This is a genomic window from Ochrobactrum sp. CGA5 (assembly GCF_006345815.1).
Taxonomy (GTDB): domain Bacteria; phylum Pseudomonadota; class Alphaproteobacteria; order Rhizobiales; family Rhizobiaceae; genus Brucella.
Genome location: NZ_VCIG01000003.1, coordinates 133164 through 155047, shown reverse-complemented (window position 1 = coordinate 155047; position 21884 = coordinate 133164). Strand labels below are relative to the sequence as shown.

The window sequence follows — 21884 nt, the reverse complement described above, 5'->3', positions numbered from 1 at the left end:
CGGGATGAACGGATGCCTTCACTAAAGGATCTGAGAAACCGTATCGCCTCGGTCAAGGCGACGCAGAAAATCACCAAAGCGATGCAGATGGTCGCCGCGGCGAAGCTGCGCCGTGCCCAGGAAGCTGCGGAAGCCGCAAGGCCTTATTCGCAGCGCATGGGCGCCGTTCTCGCAAACATTGCGCAGAACGTAACCGGTGAAGATGCGCCGGCCTTGATGGCTGGTACGGGCAAGGACGACGTGCATCTGCTCGTCGTCTGCACTGCAGAACGTGGCCTTTGCGGCGGTTTCAACTCGCAAATTGCGCGTCTGGCGCGTGATCATGCCCGCAAGCTCCTTGCTGAAGGCAAGACGGTCAAGATCATCACGGTCGGCAAAAAGGGCGCAGACATCCTGCGTCGCGAATTCGCCAGCCTTCTGATCGACCATGTCGATCTGCGCGAAGTCAAGCAGCTCGCTTTTGTGCATGCCGATCAGATCGGCAACAAAATCATCAAGCTGTTTGAAGAAGGCGCGTTCGACGTCTGCACGCTGTTCTACTCCGAATTCAAGTCGGTGATCTCTCAGGTTCCGACCGCACAGCAGCTTATTCCTGCTTCGGCTGGCGACAGCGCTGTTGCGGAGAACGCAGGCGATGCGATCTACGAATACGAACCTGATCCTGCGGCGATCCTGTCGACACTGATCCCGCGCAATATTTCGGTCCAGATTTTCCGCGCTCTGCTGGAAAATGTCGCGGGCGAGATGGGCGCGAAGATGAGTGCCATGGACAATGCGACGCGTAATGCGGGTGACATGATCAACAAGTTGTCGATCACGTATAACCGTCAGCGTCAGGCGCAGATCACCAAGGAACTGATCGAAATCATTTCGGGCGCGGAAGCGCTCTAGAGTTTGGTTTACCGCATGATTTCCCGGAAAGTCTGCAACTTTTCGGGATCATGCTAACGGAAGGTAAGGATCGATGGCAAAAGCAGCGACCCCGAAAACTACCGCCGCGGCCGAAGCAAAGCCAGCGGCGAAGGCGCCTGCCAAAAAGGCGGCGCCCAAGACCACCGCAGCAGCCAAGTCTGCCGCTCCTAAGGCAGCAGCAGCCGGCGCAATCGGCCATGTTACGCAGGTCATCGGCGCTGTTGTCGACGTCAAGTTCCCGGAAGGCCAGCTGCCGCTGATCCTGAACGCGCTTGAAGTCGACAACCAGGGCAATCGCCTGGTTCTTGAAGTTGCCCAGCACCTCGGGGAAGACACCGTGCGCACCATCGCCATGGACGCGACCGAAGGTCTCGTTCGCGGTCAGGAAGCGCGCGACACCGGTGAACCGATCATGGTTCCGGTCGGCGTCGAAACGCTCGGTCGCATCATGAACGTCATCGGCGAGCCGGTTGACGAAGCTGGTCCCATCAAGACCACGGCAACCCGCGCCATCCACCAGAACGCTCCAGAATATATCGAACAGTCGACAGAAGCCGAAATTCTCGTAACGGGCATCAAGGTCGTCGACCTTCTCGCTCCTTACGCCAAGGGTGGCAAGATCGGCCTCTTCGGTGGTGCAGGCGTTGGCAAGACCGTTCTGATCATGGAACTCATCAACAACGTCGCCAAGGCGCACGGCGGTTACTCCGTCTTCGCTGGCGTCGGTGAACGCACCCGTGAAGGTAACGACCTTTACCACGAAATGATCGAGTCGGGCGTTAATAAGCTCGGCGGTGGCGAAGGCTCCAAGGCCGCCCTCGTTTACGGCCAGATGAATGAACCCCCGGGTGCGCGCGCCCGTGTTGCACTGTCGGGTCTGACGGTTGCCGAAAACTTCCGTGACCAGGGACAGGACGTTCTGTTCTTCGTAGACAACATCTTCCGTTTCACGCAGGCAGGTTCGGAAGTGTCGGCTCTTCTGGGCCGTATTCCTTCCGCTGTGGGTTATCAGCCGACGCTGGCAACCGACATGGGTGCCATGCAGGAGCGCATCACCACGACGACCAAGGGCTCGATTACCTCGGTTCAGGCGATCTACGTCCCTGCCGACGATTTGACCGACCCGGCACCGGCAACCTCGTTCGCCCACTTGGACGCTACGACCGTTCTGTCGCGCTCGATCGCTGAAAAGGGTATCTACCCGGCTGTTGACCCGCTCGACTCCACGTCGCGCATGCTTGACCCGAAGGTCGTTGGTGAAGAACACTACGCCGTCGCCCGTCAGGTTCAGTCGGTTCTGCAGCGCTACAAGTCACTTCAGGACATCATCGCGATCCTGGGCATGGACGAATTGTCTGAAGAAGACAAGCTCACCGTTGCACGCGCCCGTAAGATCGAGCGCTTCCTGTCGCAGCCGTTCTTCGTCGCTGAAGTCTTTACGGGTGCACCGGGCAAGCTGGTTGACCTCGCCGACACCATTAAGGGCTTTAAAGGCCTTTGCGCTGGCGATTACGACCATCTTCCAGAAGCAGCCTTCTACATGGTCGGCAGCATCGAGGAAGCTCTCGAAAAGGCCAAGAAACTGGCAGCGGAAGCTGCTTGATGAGTTGAGTTTCCCGGTGGGCCGCAAGACCCGCCGGGAAAGCCAATCATTTTGTTCAGCATGATTATTCCGGGAGCCGTTTTCGGGGTCATGCTTTTTGAATTCAAGTGAGAACCATGGCTCAAGCTTTCCAATTCGAACTCGTGTCGCCTGAACGGCTCCTGCTTTCCGCGCAGGTGACGGAAGTCGTCATTCCGGGTAGCGAAGGCTATCTGACGGCTCTCGCCGGCCATTCGCCGTTGATGACGACGATCATGCCGGGTGTCGTTTCGGTGAAGCTTGCCGACGGCAAGTCCGACTCCTATGTCGTTTTCGGCGGTTTCGCCGATATCACTCCGCAGGGCTGCACTGTTCTGGCCGAATCGGCGACCCATGTGGACGATATCGACCCGGCAGATATTCAGCGCCGCATCGATCAGGCCCGCAAGGCTCTGGAGGATGCTTCGTCGAATGAGCATCGCACCAAGGCGGAAATATTCCTGCATCAGCTGATGACGCTGCAGGGAACGATAATGCCAGCCTGATCGGCAGAGTACTCTATCGTTTTTCGGAGAAGCGGGCTTTGCCCGCTTTTTCTTTTTCAGATTGCCTGATCGACCGTGAAACTTTTCGCAGAACTGTCGATTTGGCGGCAAATCGCATCACGCTTGCGTGAGTTCAGGAAGTTCGCTTGAAAATAGTTCGCCAGCGATTTATCCAAATCTGCAATCATTAGTTTACTAATATATAAGGCGGTTGGCATGGATACGGCAGATCTCAGAGCTGAAATGATTGATGCCATGGCGAAAGTTAATCGCAGGATTCGGACAGTCTTCGACGCGCGTGTGAAGGAGCGTGGCCTGACACTGGCCCGGGCGCGAACCCTGCTTGCTCTGATCGAACAGGAAGGCCTTTACCAGAAAGAGCTGGCGGAGGCTCTGGAGATCGAGAATGCCACCATGGTGCGCCTGCTCGATGGTTTGGAGCGGCAGTCGTTCATCGAGCGCCAGGCAGTGCAGGGTGATCGACGTGCGAAGCGGGTGGTAATGACCGCAGAAGGCAAGATTCTGGCTGAGCAGGTCGTGAAGCTTGCCGGTGACGTTCGTCAGGACCTTTTGGAAGGCGTGAGCGATGAGGAACTGAGCATTGCGCTCAATGTGCTTCGCAAAATGTCAGATTCGATGAACAAGACTCACTGACGGGGTTCGCCGGTTCGCGATATCCAGAAGCCGAAGTTCATGCTTCGGCTTTTTGTTTTTGGAGAACACGGGTTCGTGAACTGGTATCCCGAAATTGGACCTACTGCACCATCTTTCTGTCGCGGCAGGATAGTGCATTGCGCTCGGAATTAATTGTAGAAACCCGGACGGGAGTGGTTGAGATGCGATATTCATCTCAGGCCGTGATTGGCTTCTGCGCCATTCTTTCAATTGTTTCGATACAGGTGAAGTATATGGAGCATGGGACACGTCACGCCTATGCGCGCGCCTTGAATGGTGTGAATACCGATGACGGCCAAATTTTCGAAACCGATCCGACTGTCGCGACGGAGGTTCGGACCGGGGAACGCTCGCGGCGGTCGTTGCGGGCGCGATGATGGCCCGTGACTGCCCGCGTTGCGAATCAAGGTGCAAGGGTGCGCAGATAGGCCATTAATTTGCTGGCGGTGTCGCTGGCCCGCTCGGGCTGGCGTGAGATGATCGCCTCGATCAGTGTCGCGTGTGCATTGGCTGAGCCGGCTATGCCGGTCGACGGGCGAAGGCGAAACCAGAAGCGTCGACTGTGGGTTTGCAGGGGGGCCGCAATACGTGCGGCATAGGGATTGCTCGCTGCCGCACCCAGAACAATATCGAATGCCTTGTCGGCATCGAGAAACAACGCCACATCCTCGTTCGGGATCGCCTGCCTCATGGCGGCGGCAGCGGCCTCAAGCCGTTCATAATCACGGGGGCTACCGAAACGTGCGGCATCGCGCGCCAGAACGCGCTCAACACCTTCGCGGGCGTCGAGCACTTTGATGAAATCCTTTGGATCAATGGCCGCGATGGCGATGCCCGAGCGTGGTCGCACTTCTACAAGGCCTTCCCAGGCAAGTCGTTGAATGGCCTCGCGCATCGGCGTTCGGCCCATGCCGGTGAGTTCGATCAGTGCGCGCTCGTTGACAATAGCGCCGGGTTCGAGTTCCAGTGTGACGATGGAGCGCTCCAGAATGCGATAGGCCTGCTCGGCCAGACTTTCGCTGCCCCAACTGTCCATGGTGGCCTGCGGCATGTTTGCCGGACTGCGCGTCAGCCTGTCTCGAACGTTCGTCTCTTCCATGCCTGTCCATGCCTCGTGGTTACGACGATTGACATAATTCAACCTTACAGATATATCTCTGATATATCAATATGGTATGATCTAAGCTGATGTTCCCTAAATCTGCCTTTGTGGCTTTTTCAAGCGATGGCGAGTTTTCAGCACAGTGTCATTCCAAAAAAGCGATGGACAGAGCCGGATTGCTGGCTTTGAACATACTGAATGCTGATTGCCCGAAGCGCCGACAACATCCGTTTTTTTGGCAAGGCTACAGGCAAAAGTGAAACCGGTGGGGAGCTGCACAAGATGAAATCTGATCCGCGGGGGCAGCAGGACATTCTGATAATCGGTGGCGGCATTGTCGGCGTCGCTGCTGCCGCCTTGCTTGCCGAAGCAGGGCGCCAGGTTCTGGTCATCGACAGAACCGGCGTTTGCGAGGAAACCAGCTCGGGCAATGCGGCGGCGCTCGCATTCTCCGAGATTCTTCCGCTGGCCTCGAAGGGCATCATGCGCAAGGTCCCGGGCTGGTTGATGGACCCGCTCGGGCCGTTTACGATCCGTCCGTCCTATCTGCCGAAGATGGTGCCGTGGCTCTACCGTTTCTGGCGGGCAAGCAGCGCGGATGCGCTGGCGAAAACCGCTATCGCTCAGGCCGATATCATGCGTCTTGCCAGCAGCGAGATGATGGGGCTGATCGACAGGGCAGGGTTGCATCACAGGCTGCACGAGAACGGTAATCTGGAACTTTATGAAAGCGAAGCCGAGCTGGCTGCCTCGCAGCCGGGCTGGAATATCCGCGAACAGGCTGGAATTGCCTATGAGCACGTGCGTGGCAACCGGCTTGTCGAATTGCAGCCGGGCCTGAGTCCACGTTTCGTTGCCGGAACTTTCGTACCCGGCTGGAAGAATGTCAGCGACCCGAAACTGTTCGGTAAGGCGATATGGGCCTACGCCGAAAGCAAGGGCGCGCGCTTCCTTCAGGCCAGGGTCACGAATGCAAAACCCGGGAACGGCGGTGCTAGCGTTCGTCTGGAAGACGGGACCGAAATCAAGACGGCGCATCTTGTCCTGATGGCCGGTGCCTGGTCGGGCGATCTTGCAAAGGGGTTCGGCGATGCACTGCCGCTCGACACCGAGCGCGGTTACAACACGACGTTGCCGGTTGGAAGTTTCGATGTGAAGCGTCAGCTTACTTTTCCCGGCCATGGTTTTGTCGTCACGCCGATGGAAACCGGCTTGCGTGTTGGTGGCGCCGTTGAGTTCGGCGGGCTTGATCTGCCGCCCAATTTCGCGCGATCCGAAGCCATGTTAAAGAAAGCCTCCATGTTCCTGCCGGGCCTTCGCACTGAGGGCGGGCGGCAATGGATGGGCTATCGGCCATCCATGCCGGATTCCGTGCCGGTTATCGGCAGGGCTTCGGCAGGGGGCAATATTTACTATGGGTTCGGGCACGGTCATCTTGGACTTACACAGTCGGCTGCGACCGGACGGCTTATCCGCGATCTCATCACAGGGGCCGCGCCTGCAATCGACATTGAACCTTTCAAGCCACAACGTTTTCGGAACTGACTATCATGGCAAGACACTCCTTCTTCTGCGTCGACGGACATACATGCGGCAATCCCGTGCGTCTGGTGGCCGGCGGCGGGCCGAACCTTGAAGGTTCGACCATGATGGAAAAGCGGGCGCATTTTCTGCGCGAATATGACTGGATCCGCACCGGGTTGATGTTCGAACCGCGCGGTCACGACATGATGTCGGGTTCGATCCTCTACCCACCGACACGCCCTGATTGCGATGTCGCTGTGCTGTTCATAGAAACATCCGGCTGCCTGCCGATGTGCGGTCACGGCACCATCGGAACAGTGACAATGGCGATAGAGCAGGGGCTGGTGACGCCGAAGACGCCAGGCAAGCTGAATCTTGATACACCTGCCGGTCTGGTGGCCATTGAGTATGAACAGAACGGCCAATATGTCGAGCGCGTTCGCCTTACCAATGTTCCGGCTTTCCTTTATGCGGAAGGGCTTGAAGTCGAATGCCCGAACCTGGGCAACATCAAGGTCGATGTGGCCTATGGCGGCAATTTCTATGCTATTGTCGAGCCGCAAGAAAATTACGCGGATATGGAAGATTATTCCGCTCTGCAACTGATTGCATGGAGCCCGATCCTGCGTCAGCGGCTGAACGAGAAGTACAAGTTCCAGCATCCGCTGCTGCCTGATATCAACCGACTGAGCCATATTCTCTGGACTGGCAAGGCGAAGCATCCAGAAGCGCATGCTCGCAATGCTGTCTTCTACGGTGACAAGGCAATCGACCGCTCGCCCTGCGGAACCGGTACGTCTGCGCGCATGGCGCAACTGGCAGCCAAGGGAAAATTGAAGCCTGGTGATGAGTTCGTGCATGAATCCATTATCGGGTCACTTTTCCACGGCCGCGTAGAGCGTGCTACGGAAGTGGTAGGCCAGGACCGCACATTGCCGGCAATTATCCCTTCAATTGCGGGCTGGGCACGTATGACGGGATATAATACGATCTTTATCGACGACCGCGACCCCTTTGCACACGGGTTTACGGTCGCGTAAATTGGGTACGGTCGGTAATTTTCATACCGGTCCCCAATTTTTGGGCTTTCGTGCGGTGCAGAAAATATGGAATAAGGCGTCCGGGGTAGGAGAAAAAAACATATACAGGACGTTTAGTAGGGGACATAACTAGTTTGTGGAAGGATGATGCCCTTAGTCTTTTGTCGGAGACAAAAGGGGGTTGCATTCCTCTATACAGCCGTTAGGTGTAAATAGCCGGGACTAAAATGAAGGCGCACGAAATAAAGATGCGTCAAAAAATCCTGGGCGGTAAAATGGGTGGCTTCTCGATGGAATATTTCTTCCAGCAGGTGATCAACGGGCTCGCGCTCGGCTCGATCTATGGCCTGATCGCCATCGGCTACACGATGGTCTATGGCATTATCGGCATGATCAACTTTGCTCATGGCGATGTCTTCATGCTCGGCGCCTTTATGGCGCTGATTGTTTTTCTCATCATCACAACCTTCATTGGAGCATTGCCTATTGCGCTGATGCTTCTTCTGATGATGATCGTCGCCATGTTGCTGACGGGGTTGTGGAGTTGGACGATCGAGCGCGTGGCCTATCGGCCGCTGCGTGGTTCGTTCCGCCTCGCTCCGTTGATCACGGCTATCGGCATGTCGATTGCCTTGTCGAACTTCGTACAGGTGACGCAAGGGCCGCGTAACAAGCCGGTGCCTCAGCTTCTGAACGGTTCCTACAATATCTTCGGCACCGATGTGACGATTTCGCTGAAGCAGATTGTGGTCATCGTGGTGACGGCGGTGCTGCTGACGATCTTCTGGTATATCGTCAATCGCACCTCGCTTGGTCGCGCACAGCGTGCCTGTGAGCAGGATCGCAAGATGGCAGCGCTTCTCGGCATCAATGTCGACCGTGTTATTTCGCTCACCTTCGTGATGGGTGCGATGCTCGCGGCGGTTGCCGGTACGCTCTACCTTTCCTTCTATGGCGTGATTTCCTTTGCCGACGGCTTCATCCCCGGCGTGAAGGCGTTCACGGCGGCTGTTCTGGGCGGTATTGGTTCGCTTCCGGGTGCCGTGGTTGGTGGCTTGCTCATCGGTCTCATCGAGGCATTGTGGTCCGCGTATTTCTCGATCGACTACAAGGACGTTGCCGCGTTTTCGATCCTCGCTATCGTGCTGATCTTCATGCCGTCCGGCATTCTTGGCCGACCTGAAGTCGAGAAGGTATAATCATGGCTGCACAGTCAAGTTCACGCCCGGATTCCCTTTTTGGCCGGGCCATTCGTGAAGGGTTCTTCGCCGGTCTTCTGGCTCTGGGTCTCTTCTGTCTCATCATCGGTTTCAAGACCGATCAGAACATCAGCAATGAACTGGTGCTCGTTCAGCGCTGGGGTATGCTGGCCGTCATGGTCGCACTGGCAGCGGTTGGCCGTTTCCTGTTCGTTGCCTTCGCCCAGCCCTGGCTGGAGGCGCGCAAGCTTTCCAAGAGCAAGCAGCCTACCGCTGCGGTCGAAAGCCCGTCTTTCGTACGTCGCAACTTCTCGCGCCTTGGCGTGGCTTTCCTCTTCGTTTACCCAATCCTGATTGTCGCCTTTCTTGGCTGGCAGGGCTCGCTCAAATGGGTCGACAATTTCGGCGTTCAGATTCTGATCTATGTCATGCTGGCATGGGGCCTCAACATCGTGGTGGGATTGGCCGGCCTTCTCGATCTGGGCTACGTCGCCTTTTATGCTGTGGGCGCTTATTCCTATGCGCTGCTGTCAGCTTATTTCGGCCTGTCCTTCTGGATGCTGTTGCCGATCGCCGGTCTTCTGGCTGCAACATGGGGCGTCATCCTGGGTTTCCCTGTTCTGCGTCTGCGCGGGGATTATCTGGCTATCGTGACGCTGGCTTTCGGTGAAATCATCCGTCTGGTGCTTATCAACTGGACAGATGTCACCCGCGGCACCTTCGGCGTTTCTGGTATCGCCAAGGCGACCTTTTTCGGACTGCCTTTCAATGCCAGCAAGGATGGTTTCGCCGCTTACTTTGGTCTCTCTTTCTCGGCGGCGCATTACAAGTTCTTCCTCTATTACGTCATCCTTCTGCTGGCGCTCCTCACGGCCTGGGTCACCATCCGTCTGCGCCGCATGCCGGTTGGCCGTGCATGGGAAGCGCTGCGCGAGGACGAAATCGCCTGCCGTTCGCTCGGCATCAACACCACCACGACCAAGCTCACGGCCTTTGCCACGGGTGCCATGTTCGGTGGTTTTGCCGGCTCTTTCTTTGCTGCACGTCAGGGCTTTGTCAGCCCTGAATCCTTCGTGTTCCTCGAATCTGCTGTCATTCTGGCCATCGTCGTTCTGGGCGGGATGGGATCACTGGTCGGCATCGCGATTGCTGCGGTCGTTATGATCGGCGGCACGGAAATCCTGCGCGAGATGAGCTTCCTGAAAGCGATTTTCGGTCCGGATTTCACGCCGGAACTCTACCGTATGCTGATCTTTGGCCTCGCCATGGTCGTGGTCATGGTCTGGAAGCCACGCGGTTTCGTCGGAAGTCGAGAACCGAGTGCGTTCCTGCATGAGAAGAAGATGGTATCGGGTGCCTTTACCAAGGAAGGGCATGGCTGATGGCGGAGATAAGCACTATGTCTGGCATTGCGTCCGGCAACACTGAAAAAGACACGATCCTTCAGGTCGAGCATCTATCAATGCGCTTTGGCGGTCTCATCGCCATCAACGATCTGAGTTTCAATGTGAAGCGTGGAGATATCACGGCGATCATCGGCCCGAACGGTGCTGGCAAGACCACGGTCTTCAATTGCATCACCGGTTTCTACAAGCCGACTGGCGGCATGCTGACGATGAACCGGAAAACGGGTGAAAAGTTCCTGCTGGAACGTCTTCCTGATTTCCAGATCACCAAGCAGGCCAAGGTGGCGCGTACGTTTCAGAATATCCGCCTGTTCTCAGGCCTCACCGTTCTGGAAAACCTGCTGGTCGCGCAGCACAACACGCTGATGCGCTCGTCGGGCTTTACGATCCTCGGTCTTCTCGGTCTGCCCGGCTACAAGTCAGCGGCGAAGGACGCGATGGAGAAAGCGCGTTACTGGCTGGAGAAAATCAATCTGATCGGTCGCGCAGACGATCCGGCCGGTGATCTGCCCTACGGTGATCAGCGTCGTCTGGAAATCGCCCGCGCGATGTGCACCGAGCCGGAAATCCTCTGCCTTGATGAACCGGCGGCTGGCCTTAATCCGCGCGAATCGGCGGAGCTCAACAAGCTCCTGCTCGACATTCGCAAGGAAACCGGCACGTCGATCCTGCTGATCGAACACGACATGTCGGTGGTTATGGAAATTTCCGACCATGTGATCGTGCTGGAATACGGCACCAAGATTTCTGACGGCGCGCCGGAAGCGGTGAAGAACGATCCACGCGTTATTGCGGCCTATCTCGGCGTCGATGACGAAGAGATTGCAGAGCTTATTGAAGAGGCGGACAAGCCGGGTGTTGCCGATCCGGCGCACCTGGTCGCTGCCCAGCTTGCCGAGGAAGTCATCAAGGATGAAAACGCCGAAGAGACCGGTGAAGCGCCATCACAACGTGCTCTCGCTGGTGGTCTGGCTGCGGCACGTGGTGGCAAGGCCGATAATCTGACCCTTATCAAGGGCATCGGCGAGGTCAACGAGAAGAAGCTGCACGAACATGGCATCTATCATTTCGATCAGATTGCTGCGTGGACTGAAGCGGACATTGTTGAAGCTGAAACCTATCTGGAATTCGACGGGCGTATCGCACGCGAAGACTGGGTCGGGCAGGCTAGACAACTCGCCGCCGGTCAGGCAACCGAGTTCTCTGAGCGCGTTGAATCCGGCGATGTTCCGACGAGTCACAAGACTACTCCCGCGAAGGCCAAGGGGGGAGCTGCCAAAGGTGGCGCGAAAAGCGCCAAAGCTCCGTCAAAGCCCAAGAAGGGAGGCGAATGATGCAGGCTGAAACCATGCAGAAAAAGCAACCGCTTCTGGCCGTCGAGAAGGTCGAGACCTATTACGGCAATATTTGTGCCCTGAAGGGCATTGATCTGACCGTGGACGAGGGCGAGATCGTCGCGCTGATCGGCGCCAATGGCGCCGGCAAGTCGACACTCATGATGACGATCTTCGGTTCGCCGAAGGCGCGTAACGGCCGCATTCTGTTCAACGGCAAGGATATTACGTCCATGCCGCCACACGAGATTGCCAAGTTGCGCATTGCACAGTCCCCGGAAGGCCGTCGCATCTTTCCGCGCATGACGGTTCTTGAGAATCTCCAGATGGGCGCAAGCCTCGACGATCAGCAGTATTTCGAGGAAGATGTAAAGCTGATGTTCGACCTGTTCCCGCGCCTGAAAGAGCGCATCAACCAGCGTGGCGGCACGCTTTCGGGAGGCGAGCAGCAGATGTTGGCAATAGCCCGCGCGCTGATGGCACGCCCTAAGCTTCTGCTTCTGGATGAACCGTCGCTCGGTCTGGCACCTTTGATCGTGAAGCAGATTTTCGAGGCGATCAAGGAACTGAACCGCACGCAGGGCCTCACCGTGTTTTTGGTCGAGCAGAACGCATTCGGTGCGCTGAAACTCGCAGACCGTGGTTATGTGATGGTCAATGGTTCGATCACGATGAGCGGCGCTGGCCGCGAATTGCTGGCCGATCCAGAAGTCCGCGCTGCCTATCTCGAAGGCGGAAGGCACTAGGAGGATAAGATGCAGGGTATTCTCTACGAAGAACCATCATTCTGGTTGTTTTTCCTCATCACCTGTCTGCTCGGCGGCTGGGCTGCCTGGATGACGGGGCGTGCCTGTGCTTCGACGTGGCGCACCTATCCGCAGCTTCTGCTCTATCTGATCCCGCTGGGAGCTGCGGTGCGTTTCATCCACTTCGCGCTGTTCGAGGGAACGCTTCTTTCGCTCCATTACTATCTGGTTGATGTAATCGTTCTGATGATCATCGGCACGGTTGGCTTTCGCTACACGCGCACCAAACAAATGGTGCGGCAATATAGCTGGCTTTATGAAAAAGCATCTCCTCTCAGCTGGAAGGCGAAATAATTTTAAAGCTTCGCCGTTACGCGGCGAAGCTTTTTTGTAAGATCACGTTGACAGTAATAAGATTCAACGTAGATATTGCTGAGTAATCAGCAAGAAATAAGGCGGTGTAGAACATCGTTTCGGGGTAAATACAATGATGGGAGTTCCAAAAATGAAAAAGTCACTTTTCTCAGGCGTTGCTCTTGCAGCAGTTATGGCTTTCGGGGGCTCGGCTTGGGCTGATGTTCTGGTCGGTATTGGTGCGCCGCTGACGGGTCCAAATGCAGTTTACGGCGCGCAGATTCAGAAGGGCGCGGAAGCGGCCATCAAGGAAATCAACGATGCGGGCGGCATCAACGGCGAAAAAATCGCGATTACTCTGGGCGATGACGTCTCGGATCCGAAGCAGGGTATCTCGGTAGCCAACAAGTTTGCCGCAGATGGCGTGAAATACGTTATCGGTCACTTCAATTCGGGTGTTACGATCCCTGCTTCCGACGTCTACGCTGAAAATGGCATGCTTGTAATTTCGCCTGCCGCAACCAACCCGGTCTATACCGAGCGCCAGCTCTGGAATACGTTCCGTACCTGCGGTCGCGACGACCAGCAGGGTATCGTGGCCGGTCAGTATATTTTCGACAACTTCAAAGACGGAAAAATTGCTGTCATTCACGACAAGACCCCTTACGGTCAGGGCCTTGCCGATGAAACCAAGAAGAAGCTCAACGAGCTTGGCGTCAAGGAAGCCGTCTACGAAGGCGTGAATGTTGGCGAGAAGGATTTCTCGGCTCTGATCGCCAAGTTGAAGCAGCAGGGTGTTACGGTCCTCTATTGGGGTGGCCTGCACGCTGAAGCCGGTCTGATTATCCGTCAGCTCGCCGATCAGGGGCTGAAGGTCCAGTTCATTTCTGGCGATGGTATCGTTTCCAACGAATTGGCATCCATCGCTGGCGATGCGGTTGCCGGTACGCTGAATACGTTCGGTCCAGACCCGCGCAATAATCCGAACAATGCCGATCTGGTTAAGAAGTTCCGCGATTCTGGCTTCGAACCGGAGGCTTATACGCTTTACTCTTACGCTGCCGTTCAGTCCCTGGCCGGTGCCGCGAAGGCTGCTGGCAGCAACGATCCGCAGGAAGTTGCCAAGGCGCTCAAGGAAAAAGGCCCCTTCAAGACCGTGCTCGGCGATCTGTCCTTTGACGAGAAGGGCGATCCGAAGCTTCCGGGCTATGTCATGTACAAGTGGGAAAAGGGCGCTGACGGAAAATATACTTACATTCAGCAGTAAGTTTTCCTTATATTCTTTTCCAACGAATGGAGATGCCCGGCTTTGCGCCGGGCATTTTCGCTTTCAGGCTTCCGCTCAGCATAAAGTCATGCGTAAAAGGCAGAAAGCAGACAGAATCGTTGCTTTACTTTCATAATGAAAGCGAATCTATCTAACATTGCTGTCAGTTATAGGGTGATTCCCTATGTCTGATTGCTCAATCTGGTGGGAGGACCAGTTTCAAGCTCGAATGGCATTTCTGGGGCTGATGCAATCTCCCATTTATAGATCAGGTTAGGAGCGCGGCCGTGCTGTCGCTGCTCTGGAACCTGCGAAATTGCGGCCGTCTGATCAGGTCTGATTGCCGCTACGAATGAGTGTATTGATGCGTATTCCGAAACCATTTCAGATTTCGGGCTACGTTTAGTGGGAGCAACTGAAATGAAGAAATCCTTATTCTGCGGCGTTTGCCTTTCGGCACTGGTTGCAATGAGCGGCGTATCTTTTGCCGACATTCAGCTTGGCGTCGGCGCGCCGTTGACCGGCAGCCAGGCGGCTTTCGGCGAACAGATCAAGCGCGGTGTTGAAGCGGCCGTCGCCGAAGCCAATGCCAAGGGTGGCATGAATGGCGAGCAGATCACGATCGTTTATGGCGACGATGCAGCCGATCCGAAGCAGGGCATTTCTGTTGCAAACAAGTTCATAGGTGATGGCGTCCAGTTCGTCATTGGCCACTTCAATTCCGGCGTCAGCATCCCGACTTCGGACATCTATGCTGAAAACGGCGTGCTTATGATCGCGCCGGGCACCACGAACCCGACCTTTACCGAGCGCGGACTGTGGAATACTTTCCGCACCTGCCGTCGTGATGACCAGCAGGGTATCGTTGCAGGTAAATATATCGCCGACAATTACAAGGACGGTAAAGTCGCGATCCTTCACGACAAGACGCCTTATGGTCAGGGTCTTGCCGATGAAACCAAGAAATCTCTGAACGACAACGGCATGAAGGAAACGCTCTATGAGGGCGTGAACCAGGGCGACAAGGATTTTTCCGCGCTTATCTCCAAGATGAAGGCTGCAGGCATCACCGCTGTTTACTGGGGTGGCATGCACCCGGAAGCCGGTCTTCTGATCCGTCAGATGGCTGATCAGGGCCTCAAGGCTCAGTTCATCTCGGGCGATGGCATCGTGTCCAACGAACTCGCATCGATCGCCGGCGACGCTGTGGCGGGCGTCATGAACACTTTCGGCCCAGATCCGCGTGACGACAAGTCGAATGCGGATTTGATCAAGGCTTTCCGCGAGAAGGGCTTCGAGCCCGAAGCCTATACTTTCTACGCCTATGCCGGTGTGCAGTCGCTCGTAAATGCTGCCAATGCCGCTGGCAGCAACGATCCGCAGGAAGTGGCTACCGCAATGAAAGAAAAGGGGCCGTTCAAGACCGTGCTTGGTGAGATTTCCTTCGATGCGAAGGGCGATCCGAGCCTTTCCCCTTACGTCATGTTTGAATGGCGCAAGGGCGAAGACGGCAAATATAACTACTTCCAGAAGTAAAACTGCCTCATATATTAGCAAAAAATGCTACAAAATTCATCAATCTGCCCGGCATTTAGTCGGGCATTTTGTTTTTATCTCCCGACTGCACAGTTTGTTTGCGCTTGTGTCTGTTGCAGGTTAAGCAATGGCGCCTTTGTCATTGCAGTTAGGGAGATCTGCCTTGTCTTTCGCCCCAAAGCCTATACGGAAAATTCTGGTCGCCAACCGATCCGAGATCGCTATCCGCGTGTTCCGCGCCGCCAATGAGCTGGGACTCAAAACGGTGGCCATATGGGCTGAGGAAGACAAACTTTCCCTGCATCGCTTCAAGGCCGATGAAAGCTATCAGGTTGGTCGTGGTCCCCATCTGGAACGCGATCTAGGTCCGATCGAAAGCTATCTCTCCATCGATGAGGTCATCCGCGTCGCCAAGCTTTCGGGTGCCGACGCGATTCATCCTGGCTACGGCCTTTTATCCGAAAGCCCGGAGTTTGCCGAAGCCTGTGCGGAAAACGACATCATTTTCATCGGCCCGAAGCCAGAAACCATGCGCCGCCTCGGTAACAAGGTTGCGGCACGCAATCTCGCCATTGAGATCGGTGTACCGGTCGTCCCGGCCACTGATCCGCTTCCTGACGATATGGAGGAAGTGAAGAAGCTTGCGGCGGAAATCGGCTATCCGCTGATGCTCAAGGCGAGCTGGGGCGGCGGCGGTCGTGGCATGCGCGCCATCCGCGCCGAGGCTGACCTCTCCCGTGAAGTGACGGAAGCCAAGCGTGAGGCCAAGGCCGCATTTGGCAAGGATGAAGTCTATCTCGAAAAACTGATTGAACGTGCGCGCCATGTCGAAGTGCAGATACTGGGTGATACGCATGGTAATGCGGTTCATCTTTTCGAGCGTGACTGCTCGATTCAGCGTCGTAACCAGAAGGTCGTGGAGAGGGCACCCGCCCCTTATCTTGATGACGCGCAGCGTCGGGAACTGGCAAGCTATGGCCTGAAGATTGCCCATGCCACCGATTATGTAGGTGCCGGTACTGTCGAGTTCCTGATGGATGCCGATAGCGGAAAGTTCTATTTCATTGAGGTCAATCCGCGTATCCAGGTCGAGCATACGGTTACCGAGCAGGTGACCGGCATCGATATCGTCAAGGCGCAAATCCATATTCTGGAAGGCTTTGCCATCGGCACGCCGGAATCGGGTGTTCCGAAGCAGGAAGATATCCGCCTCAACGGTCACGCGCTGCAGTGCCGTATCACTACGGAAGACCCTGAACAGAACTTCATTCCTGATTATGGGCGCATTCAGGCCTATCGCTCGGCATCAGGCTTCGGCATCCGCCTGGATGGCGGCACGGCCTATTCAGGTGCGTTCATCACCCGTTACTACGACCCGCTGCTGGTCAAAGTGACCGCTTCAGGCGCAACGCCTCTGGAAGCTATCCGACGTATGGACCGCGCCTTGCGCGAATTCCGCATCCGCGGTGTGGCGACAAATCTCACCTTTCTCGAAGCGATCATCAATCATCCGAAGTTTCAGGCCAACGACTACACGACACGCTTCATCGACACGACGCCGGAGCTGTTCGAGCAGGTGAAGCGGCAGGATCGTGCCACCAAGCTTCTGACCTATATCGCCGATGTGACGGTCAACGGTCATCCTGAAACCAAGGGACGTGCAAAGCCGGCTAAGGATGCGGCCAAGCCGCGCGTGCCGTGGTTTGGTGATAAGGAGGTCGTCGATGGCACCAAGCAGCGTCTGGATCAGCTTGGGCCGAAGAAGTTTGCCGAATGGGTGCGCAACGAAAAGCGGGCGTTGATCACTGACACAACCATGCGTGACGGCCATCAGTCCCTTCTGGCGACACGTATGCGCACTTACGACATTGCCCGCATTGCCAATTCCTACGCTCAGGCACTGCCAAACCTGTTCTCACTGGAATGCTGGGGCGGGGCGACCTTCGATGTCTCGATGCGCTTCCTCACCGAGGATCCGTGGGAGCGTCTGGCATTGGTGCGGGAGGGTGCCCCAAATCTTCTACTACAGATGCTTTTGCGCGGTGCAAACGGTGTCGGTTATAAGTCCTATCCCGACAATGTCGTGAAGTATTTCGTGCGCGAGGCAGCGCGCGGCGGCATCGATTTGTTCCGCGTTTTCGACAGTCTCAACTGGGTTGAGAACATGCGCGTCTCGATGGACGCTGTGCTGGAAGAAGACAAGCTCTGTGAAGCGGCGATCTGCTACACGGGCGATATTCTTAACCCGGAACGCGCCAAATATGACCTCAAATATTACGTCGATCTGGCGAAGGAAGTTGAGAAGGCTGGTGCGCATATCATTGCAGTGAAGGATATGGCGGGGCTTTTGAAGCCTGCTGCGGCGCGGGTCCTGTTCAAGACACTGCGCGATGAGACCGATCTGCCGATCCATTTCCATACCCATGATACATCGGGCATTTCAGCGGCGACTGTACTTGCCGCGATCGATGCGGGCGTGGATGTGGTCGATGCGGCGATGGATGCGCTGTCCGGCAATACGTCGCAGCCTTGCCTCGGTTCCATCGTGGAAGCTTTGCACGGGTCCGAACGCGATCCGGGTCTCGATCCTGATTCGATCCGCCGCATCTCCTTCTATTGGGAAGCTGTGCGTAACCAGTATGCGGCCTTTGAAAGCGATCTCAAGGGCCCGGCTTCCGAAGTTTACCTGCATGAAATGCCGGGCGGACAGTTTACCAATCTGAAAGAGCAAGCCCGTTCTCTGGGACTTGAAACCCGCTGGCATGAAGTTGCGCAGGCCTATGCCGATGTGAACCGCATGTTTGGCGATATCGTCAAGGTCACGCCATCCTCCAAAGTTGTGGGCGACATGGCGCTGATGATGGTCAGTCAGGACTTGACGGTTGCCGATGTCGAGAACCCGGCAAAGGATATTGCTTTCCCGGATTCGGTTGTGTCGATGATGCGCGGCGATCTTGGCCAGCCGCCATCCGGATGGCCGAAGGCGCTGCAAAAGAAAATTTTGAAGGGCGAAGAGCCGTTCACCGTGCGTCCCGGCGCTCTGCTGGAACCTGCCGATCTGAATGCCGAGCGTGAAAGGTTCGAGGAGACGGTTGATCGCAAGATTTCCGATCAGGAATTCGCTTCGGCGCTGATGTATCCAAAAGTCTTCACCGATTATGCCGCCGCACAGGAAACATATGGCCCAACGAGCGTGCTGCCGACGCCGGTCTATTTCTATGGCCTCAAGCCGGAAGAAGAAGTCTTCGTTGATCTGGAGCGCGGCAAGACGCTGGTGATCGTCAATCAGGCGATGAGCGAAACCGATGAAAAGGGTATGGTGACGGTGTTCTTCGAGCTGAACGGACAGCCGCGCCGCATCAAGGTGCCAAACCGCGCCAAAGGCGCTTCCGGTGGCGTCCGTCGCAAGGTGGAAGCGGGGAACGACAAGCAGGTCGGCGCACCGATGCCGGGTGTGGTCTCCACCGTTGCCGTTGCCGCCGGCCAGATGGTTACTCAGGGTGACGTGCTGCTTTCCATTGAAGCGATGAAGATGGAAACCGCCATCCATGCCGAGCGCGATGGCACTATCGGGGAAGTGCTGGTGCGTCCCGGCGAGCAGATCGACGCCAAGGATTTGCTTGTCGTCTACGCGGAGTAATTTCAGAAAGCCTCTTCCCGGCTCAAAGTTTAGTGCCGCGCCCGTATAACGGCGCGGCTTTTGTTTGCGCTTGCAGTGCTCCCAAAATCTGATATGCATGTTTGTGCCGATTTATGCATGTTTTTGCACAGTGGAAGGATAATAGTGATAGAGCTTCTGCTTCCTGAAAGACAGGCGCGCATTCAGGAACTGCTACAGCAGTCGGGTCGCGTGCTGGCGGCTGAACTGGCTGAAAGCTTCGGGGTGTCAGAGGATACGATCCGGCGCGATCTGCGCGAGATGGCGGCGGCAGGGCTTTGCAGGCGTGTCTATGGTGGCGCGTTACGCGCAGTGCCTGAGCCGTCCCCGCTTGCTGAACGGGATTTAGAGCGTACACAGGCGAAGACCGCACTGGCTGCAGCCTTGATGGGACTGGTCGAGCCCGGCATGATGGTGTTTCTCGATGCGTCTTCGGTGAACACAGCCTTGGCACGACTTTTGGTCGAGCGCGGTGAAACCATCACGGTTGTCACCAACACGCCGTCCATAGCCGCAATTCTCATAAGCTCACCGGAGATTGAGCTGATCATGATCGGCGGTCCTATCGACCGGCGGGTCAGTGCGGCCGTTGGTGCACGTGCTTTGCGCGATGCGGAGCTGTTGCGCCCTGATCTCTGTATTTTGGGTGCATGCGGTGTTGCTGCCGAAATCGGCCTAACCGCGCTGCATCTGGATGATGCGGAATTCAAACGGGTGATTGCCGGACGCAGCCGGATAGTGGCTCTTGCCATTACGAGCGACAAGCTCGGTACTGTTGCCGCGCATGATGTTGTTCCTCTGGACGATGTCGGGGTCATGGCGGTCGAATATGATGCAGATGAAGCGGCGCTTCTGCCCTATGCGGCATCAGGTATGAAAATTCTACGTGCGGCAGTGGACCGCAACTGAGGGATAGATGGAACAGGTTTCTGGACGCGAAGATGCAGCGCCTGTGCGTGCTCCGATTATAACCAGAGAGCGAGTTGCAGTTGCCCTCCTCTTTCTGATGAACGGCTATATTTTCGGCGGCTGGGCTCCTAAAATCCCGGAATTTGCGGCGCGGCTAGGGCTTGATAGCGCTGGAATGGGACTGATGATTCTGGTCTTCGGTCTCGGTTCTCTTGCCATGATGCCGGTTGCGGGCGCATTGTCCGCGCATCGCGGTTCGGGCGTTGTGGTGCGCATCTTTGCGCTTGCCTTCATCCCGGCTTTGCTCATCATCGCATTGGTGCCGAATGTGGTCACGGCAGTGATTGTGATGTTCTATTTCGGCGGGACCATGGCTGCGATGGATGTGTCGATGAATGCCAATGCGGTCGCCGTCGAGAAAAAGATGCGCCGTGCGATCATGTCATCCTGTCATGCGTTCTGGAGCCTCGGCGGACTGATTGGTGCTGCAACAGGGGGCTTTCTCATTGCGCAATTCGGATCGACGGTCCATGCGCTCGTCACGGCAATTGCTGCCGCCATCATGATCGCTATCGCCTGGCCATCGATTATCCCGGACACGGAACACCATAATCCAAGCGGCGAAAAGCAGAAGCTCACCCTGCCGCGCAATCCTCTGCCCTGGCTTGTCGGTGTTATGGCGCTGTTTTCCATGGTGCCGGAAGGGGCGATACTCGATTGGGGCGCCTATCATATGCGCCAGGATTTGGGCGCTTCCGTCACGGTGGCGGGCTTCGGCTTTGCAGCGTTTTCAGGTTCGATGGCCATTATGCGTTTTGCGGGCGATTTGGTTCGCGACCGGTTCGGCGCTGTCAAAACCCTGCGCGCCTGCACGATCATTGCCATCATCGGCATGTTGATCGTCGGTTTCGGAAACAGTTCGGCAACTGCGATTATTGGTTTCGCGATCTGCGGGATCGGTATTTCCAACATGGTACCGATAGCATTCTCCATGGCTGGCAACATGCCGGGCGTGAACCCGAGTGTCGGCCTGTCCATCGCCACGACGCTGGGCTATTCCGGCATGCTGGTAGCGCCATCGCTGATCGGGTTTGTCGCCAAGCACAGCGGCTTTGGGGTGGTGTTTCTGGCGCTTCCGGCCTTGTTGCTGGTTGTGCTGGCCTTTTCCGGTCTGGCTCGATACGCTGACCATAAGCACTGAATTCGCTTATGACCCGCATCTTGCCTGAAAATCCGTTCCCATTTTTCGGGATGCGCTACTCTGCCGTCCAGCCCCCATCGACAGGAATAGCAGCGCCGTTTATCTGCGCCGCCGCATCGCTTGCAAGGAAAGCGGCGACGGCGCCAATTTGTGCGGTGGTGACAAATTCCTTTGTCGGCTGCTTGTCGAGCATCACTTCGCGGATCACGGTTTCGCGGTCCATATGATAGGCCTTCATCTGGTCTGGTATCTGTGCCTCGACAAGCGGAGTCAGAACATAGCCGGGACAGATGGAATTGGCGGTGATCTTTGCGGTCGCAAGTTCCAGCGCCAGTGTTTTTGTGAAGCCAACAATGCCGTGTTTAGCAGCCACATATGCCGACTTAAACGGCGATGCCACAAGGCCGTGTGCCGACGCTATACTGATAATGCGGCCCCATCCCGTCTTGCGCATGTGCGGGATCGCGGCAGCCGATGTGTGAAAGGCCGATGTCAGGTTGATCGCGATGATGCGGTCCCATTGCTCGGTCGGAAATTCTTCTACGGGAGACACGTGCTGGATACCGGCATTGTTGACGAGGATATCCACACTGCCGAATTGCTTTACAGCTTCTGCTACCATCTCGCGGCATTGGTCGGCTTTCGACATGTCAGCCGCGATATAGACCACGCTGGCGTTATGCTCTTCACCCAGCTTACGTGCAAGGGCGTGATCCTCGTCACGGTCGGTGAAAGAGTTGATCACGACGTTGTGTCCTGCTGCCGCCAGCGCATGGGCTATGCCTAGGCCGATCCCGGAATTCGATCCCGTTATGATTGCGGTTTTTCGGACAGATGCTTCGGTCATTGGCAGGCTCCTCCCTATTGATATCGCCATAATGAGAGGGCGACATT

19 protein-coding genes are annotated in these 21884 nt (G+C 56.3%); 17 read left to right on the top strand and 2 right to left on the bottom strand.

Annotation, left to right across the window (positions count from 1 at the left end):
* Positions 1 to 12: 12 nt before the first annotated feature.
* The 5 genes from FJQ48_RS03600 (at position 13) to FJQ48_RS03580 (ending at position 4091) form a co-directional block, all read left to right on the top strand.
* A complete protein-coding gene (locus tag FJQ48_RS03600; protein ID WP_139973830.1) occupies positions 13 to 891 on the top strand; it encodes a F0F1 ATP synthase subunit gamma in 879 nt (292 codons plus the stop codon).
* A 73-nt stretch (positions 892 to 964) separates the two neighbouring features.
* The gene (gene atpD, locus FJQ48_RS03595; RefSeq protein WP_139973829.1) at positions 965 to 2515 is read left to right on the top strand and encodes a F0F1 ATP synthase subunit beta; all 1551 of its coding nucleotides are present in this window, start codon (positions 965 to 967) and stop codon (positions 2513 to 2515) included.
* Between the two features lie 116 nt (positions 2516 to 2631).
* Positions 2632 to 3039 carry a F0F1 ATP synthase subunit epsilon gene (locus FJQ48_RS03590; RefSeq protein ID WP_139973828.1) on the top strand — a complete coding sequence of 136 codons (408 nt, stop codon included), beginning with the start codon at positions 2632 to 2634 and terminating at the stop codon, positions 3037 to 3039.
* A 216-nt stretch (positions 3040 to 3255) separates the two neighbouring features.
* Complete coding sequence (locus FJQ48_RS03585) at positions 3256 to 3693, top strand: MarR family transcriptional regulator (protein ID WP_139973827.1); 438 nt, start codon at positions 3256 to 3258, stop codon at positions 3691 to 3693.
* A gap of 182 nt (positions 3694 to 3875) precedes the next feature.
* Positions 3876 to 4091, top strand: a complete 216-nt coding sequence (locus FJQ48_RS03580; RefSeq protein WP_139973826.1) for a hypothetical protein — start codon at positions 3876 to 3878, stop codon at positions 4089 to 4091.
* 26 nt (positions 4092 to 4117) lie between these two features.
* Here FJQ48_RS03580 and FJQ48_RS03575 read toward each other — a convergent pair whose 3' ends face one another.
* Positions 4118 to 4765: a GntR family transcriptional regulator gene (locus FJQ48_RS03575; RefSeq protein WP_247870291.1), complete on the bottom strand. Its 648-nt coding sequence runs from the start codon at positions 4763 to 4765 to the stop codon at positions 4118 to 4120.
* A gap of 333 nt (positions 4766 to 5098) precedes the next feature.
* Between FJQ48_RS03575 and FJQ48_RS03570 the strand changes: the two genes are divergently transcribed.
* From FJQ48_RS03570 to FJQ48_RS03515, 12 genes are all read left to right on the top strand, one after another.
* Positions 5099 to 6361, top strand: coding sequence for an FAD-binding oxidoreductase (locus tag FJQ48_RS03570; RefSeq protein ID WP_139973824.1), 1263 nt, complete (start codon positions 5099 to 5101; stop codon positions 6359 to 6361).
* A gap of 5 nt (positions 6362 to 6366) precedes the next feature.
* Positions 6367 to 7380: a 4-hydroxyproline epimerase gene (locus FJQ48_RS03565; protein ID WP_139973823.1), complete on the top strand. Its 1014-nt coding sequence runs from the start codon at positions 6367 to 6369 to the stop codon at positions 7378 to 7380.
* A gap of 290 nt (positions 7381 to 7670) precedes the next feature.
* On the top strand, positions 7671 to 8579 hold the full coding sequence (locus tag FJQ48_RS03560; RefSeq protein WP_139973894.1) for a branched-chain amino acid ABC transporter permease LivH: 909 nt from the start codon (positions 7671 to 7673) through the stop codon (positions 8577 to 8579).
* A 2-nt stretch (positions 8580 to 8581) separates the two neighbouring features.
* Positions 8582 to 9961, top strand: a complete 1380-nt coding sequence (gene livM, locus FJQ48_RS03555) for a high-affinity branched-chain amino acid ABC transporter permease LivM (protein ID WP_139973822.1) — start codon at positions 8582 to 8584, stop codon at positions 9959 to 9961.
* The gene (locus tag FJQ48_RS03550) at positions 9961 to 11319 is read left to right on the top strand and encodes an ATP-binding cassette domain-containing protein (RefSeq protein ID WP_139973821.1); all 1359 of its coding nucleotides are present in this window, start codon (positions 9961 to 9963) and stop codon (positions 11317 to 11319) included. The genes livM and FJQ48_RS03550 overlap by 1 nt, the downstream gene beginning before the upstream one ends.
* Positions 11319 to 12065 carry an ABC transporter ATP-binding protein gene (locus FJQ48_RS03545; protein WP_139973893.1) on the top strand — a complete coding sequence of 249 codons (747 nt, stop codon included), beginning with the start codon at positions 11319 to 11321 and terminating at the stop codon, positions 12063 to 12065. The genes FJQ48_RS03550 and FJQ48_RS03545 overlap by 1 nt, the downstream gene beginning before the upstream one ends.
* Before the next feature lie 9 nt (positions 12066 to 12074).
* Positions 12075 to 12419 carry a DUF6867 family protein gene (locus tag FJQ48_RS03540; RefSeq protein ID WP_139973820.1) on the top strand — a complete coding sequence of 115 codons (345 nt, stop codon included), beginning with the start codon at positions 12075 to 12077 and terminating at the stop codon, positions 12417 to 12419.
* A gap of 151 nt (positions 12420 to 12570) precedes the next feature.
* The gene (locus tag FJQ48_RS03535) at positions 12571 to 13686 is read left to right on the top strand and encodes a branched-chain amino acid ABC transporter substrate-binding protein (RefSeq protein ID WP_139973819.1); all 1116 of its coding nucleotides are present in this window, start codon (positions 12571 to 12573) and stop codon (positions 13684 to 13686) included.
* A 420-nt stretch (positions 13687 to 14106) separates the two neighbouring features.
* Positions 14107 to 15222 carry a branched-chain amino acid ABC transporter substrate-binding protein gene (locus FJQ48_RS03530; protein WP_139973818.1) on the top strand — a complete coding sequence of 372 codons (1116 nt, stop codon included), beginning with the start codon at positions 14107 to 14109 and terminating at the stop codon, positions 15220 to 15222.
* 163 nt (positions 15223 to 15385) lie between these two features.
* Entirely contained in the window at positions 15386 to 18862 is a 3477-nt protein-coding gene (gene pyc, locus FJQ48_RS03525; RefSeq protein ID WP_139973817.1) for a pyruvate carboxylase, read from the top strand.
* 141 nt (positions 18863 to 19003) lie between these two features.
* A complete protein-coding gene (locus FJQ48_RS03520; RefSeq protein WP_139973892.1) occupies positions 19004 to 19789 on the top strand; it encodes a DeoR/GlpR family DNA-binding transcription regulator in 786 nt (261 codons plus the stop codon).
* A 7-nt stretch (positions 19790 to 19796) separates the two neighbouring features.
* Positions 19797 to 20990, top strand: a complete 1194-nt coding sequence (locus FJQ48_RS03515) for an MFS transporter (RefSeq protein WP_139973816.1) — start codon at positions 19797 to 19799, stop codon at positions 20988 to 20990.
* Between the two features lie 55 nt (positions 20991 to 21045).
* Here the strand turns inward: FJQ48_RS03515 and FJQ48_RS03510 are convergent, their stop codons facing one another.
* Positions 21046 to 21837 (bottom strand): 3-hydroxybutyrate dehydrogenase, encoded by a 792-nt coding sequence (locus FJQ48_RS03510; RefSeq protein ID WP_139973815.1) that lies wholly within the window; start codon positions 21835 to 21837, stop codon positions 21046 to 21048.
* Between the last annotated feature and the right edge of the window lie 47 nt (positions 21838 to 21884).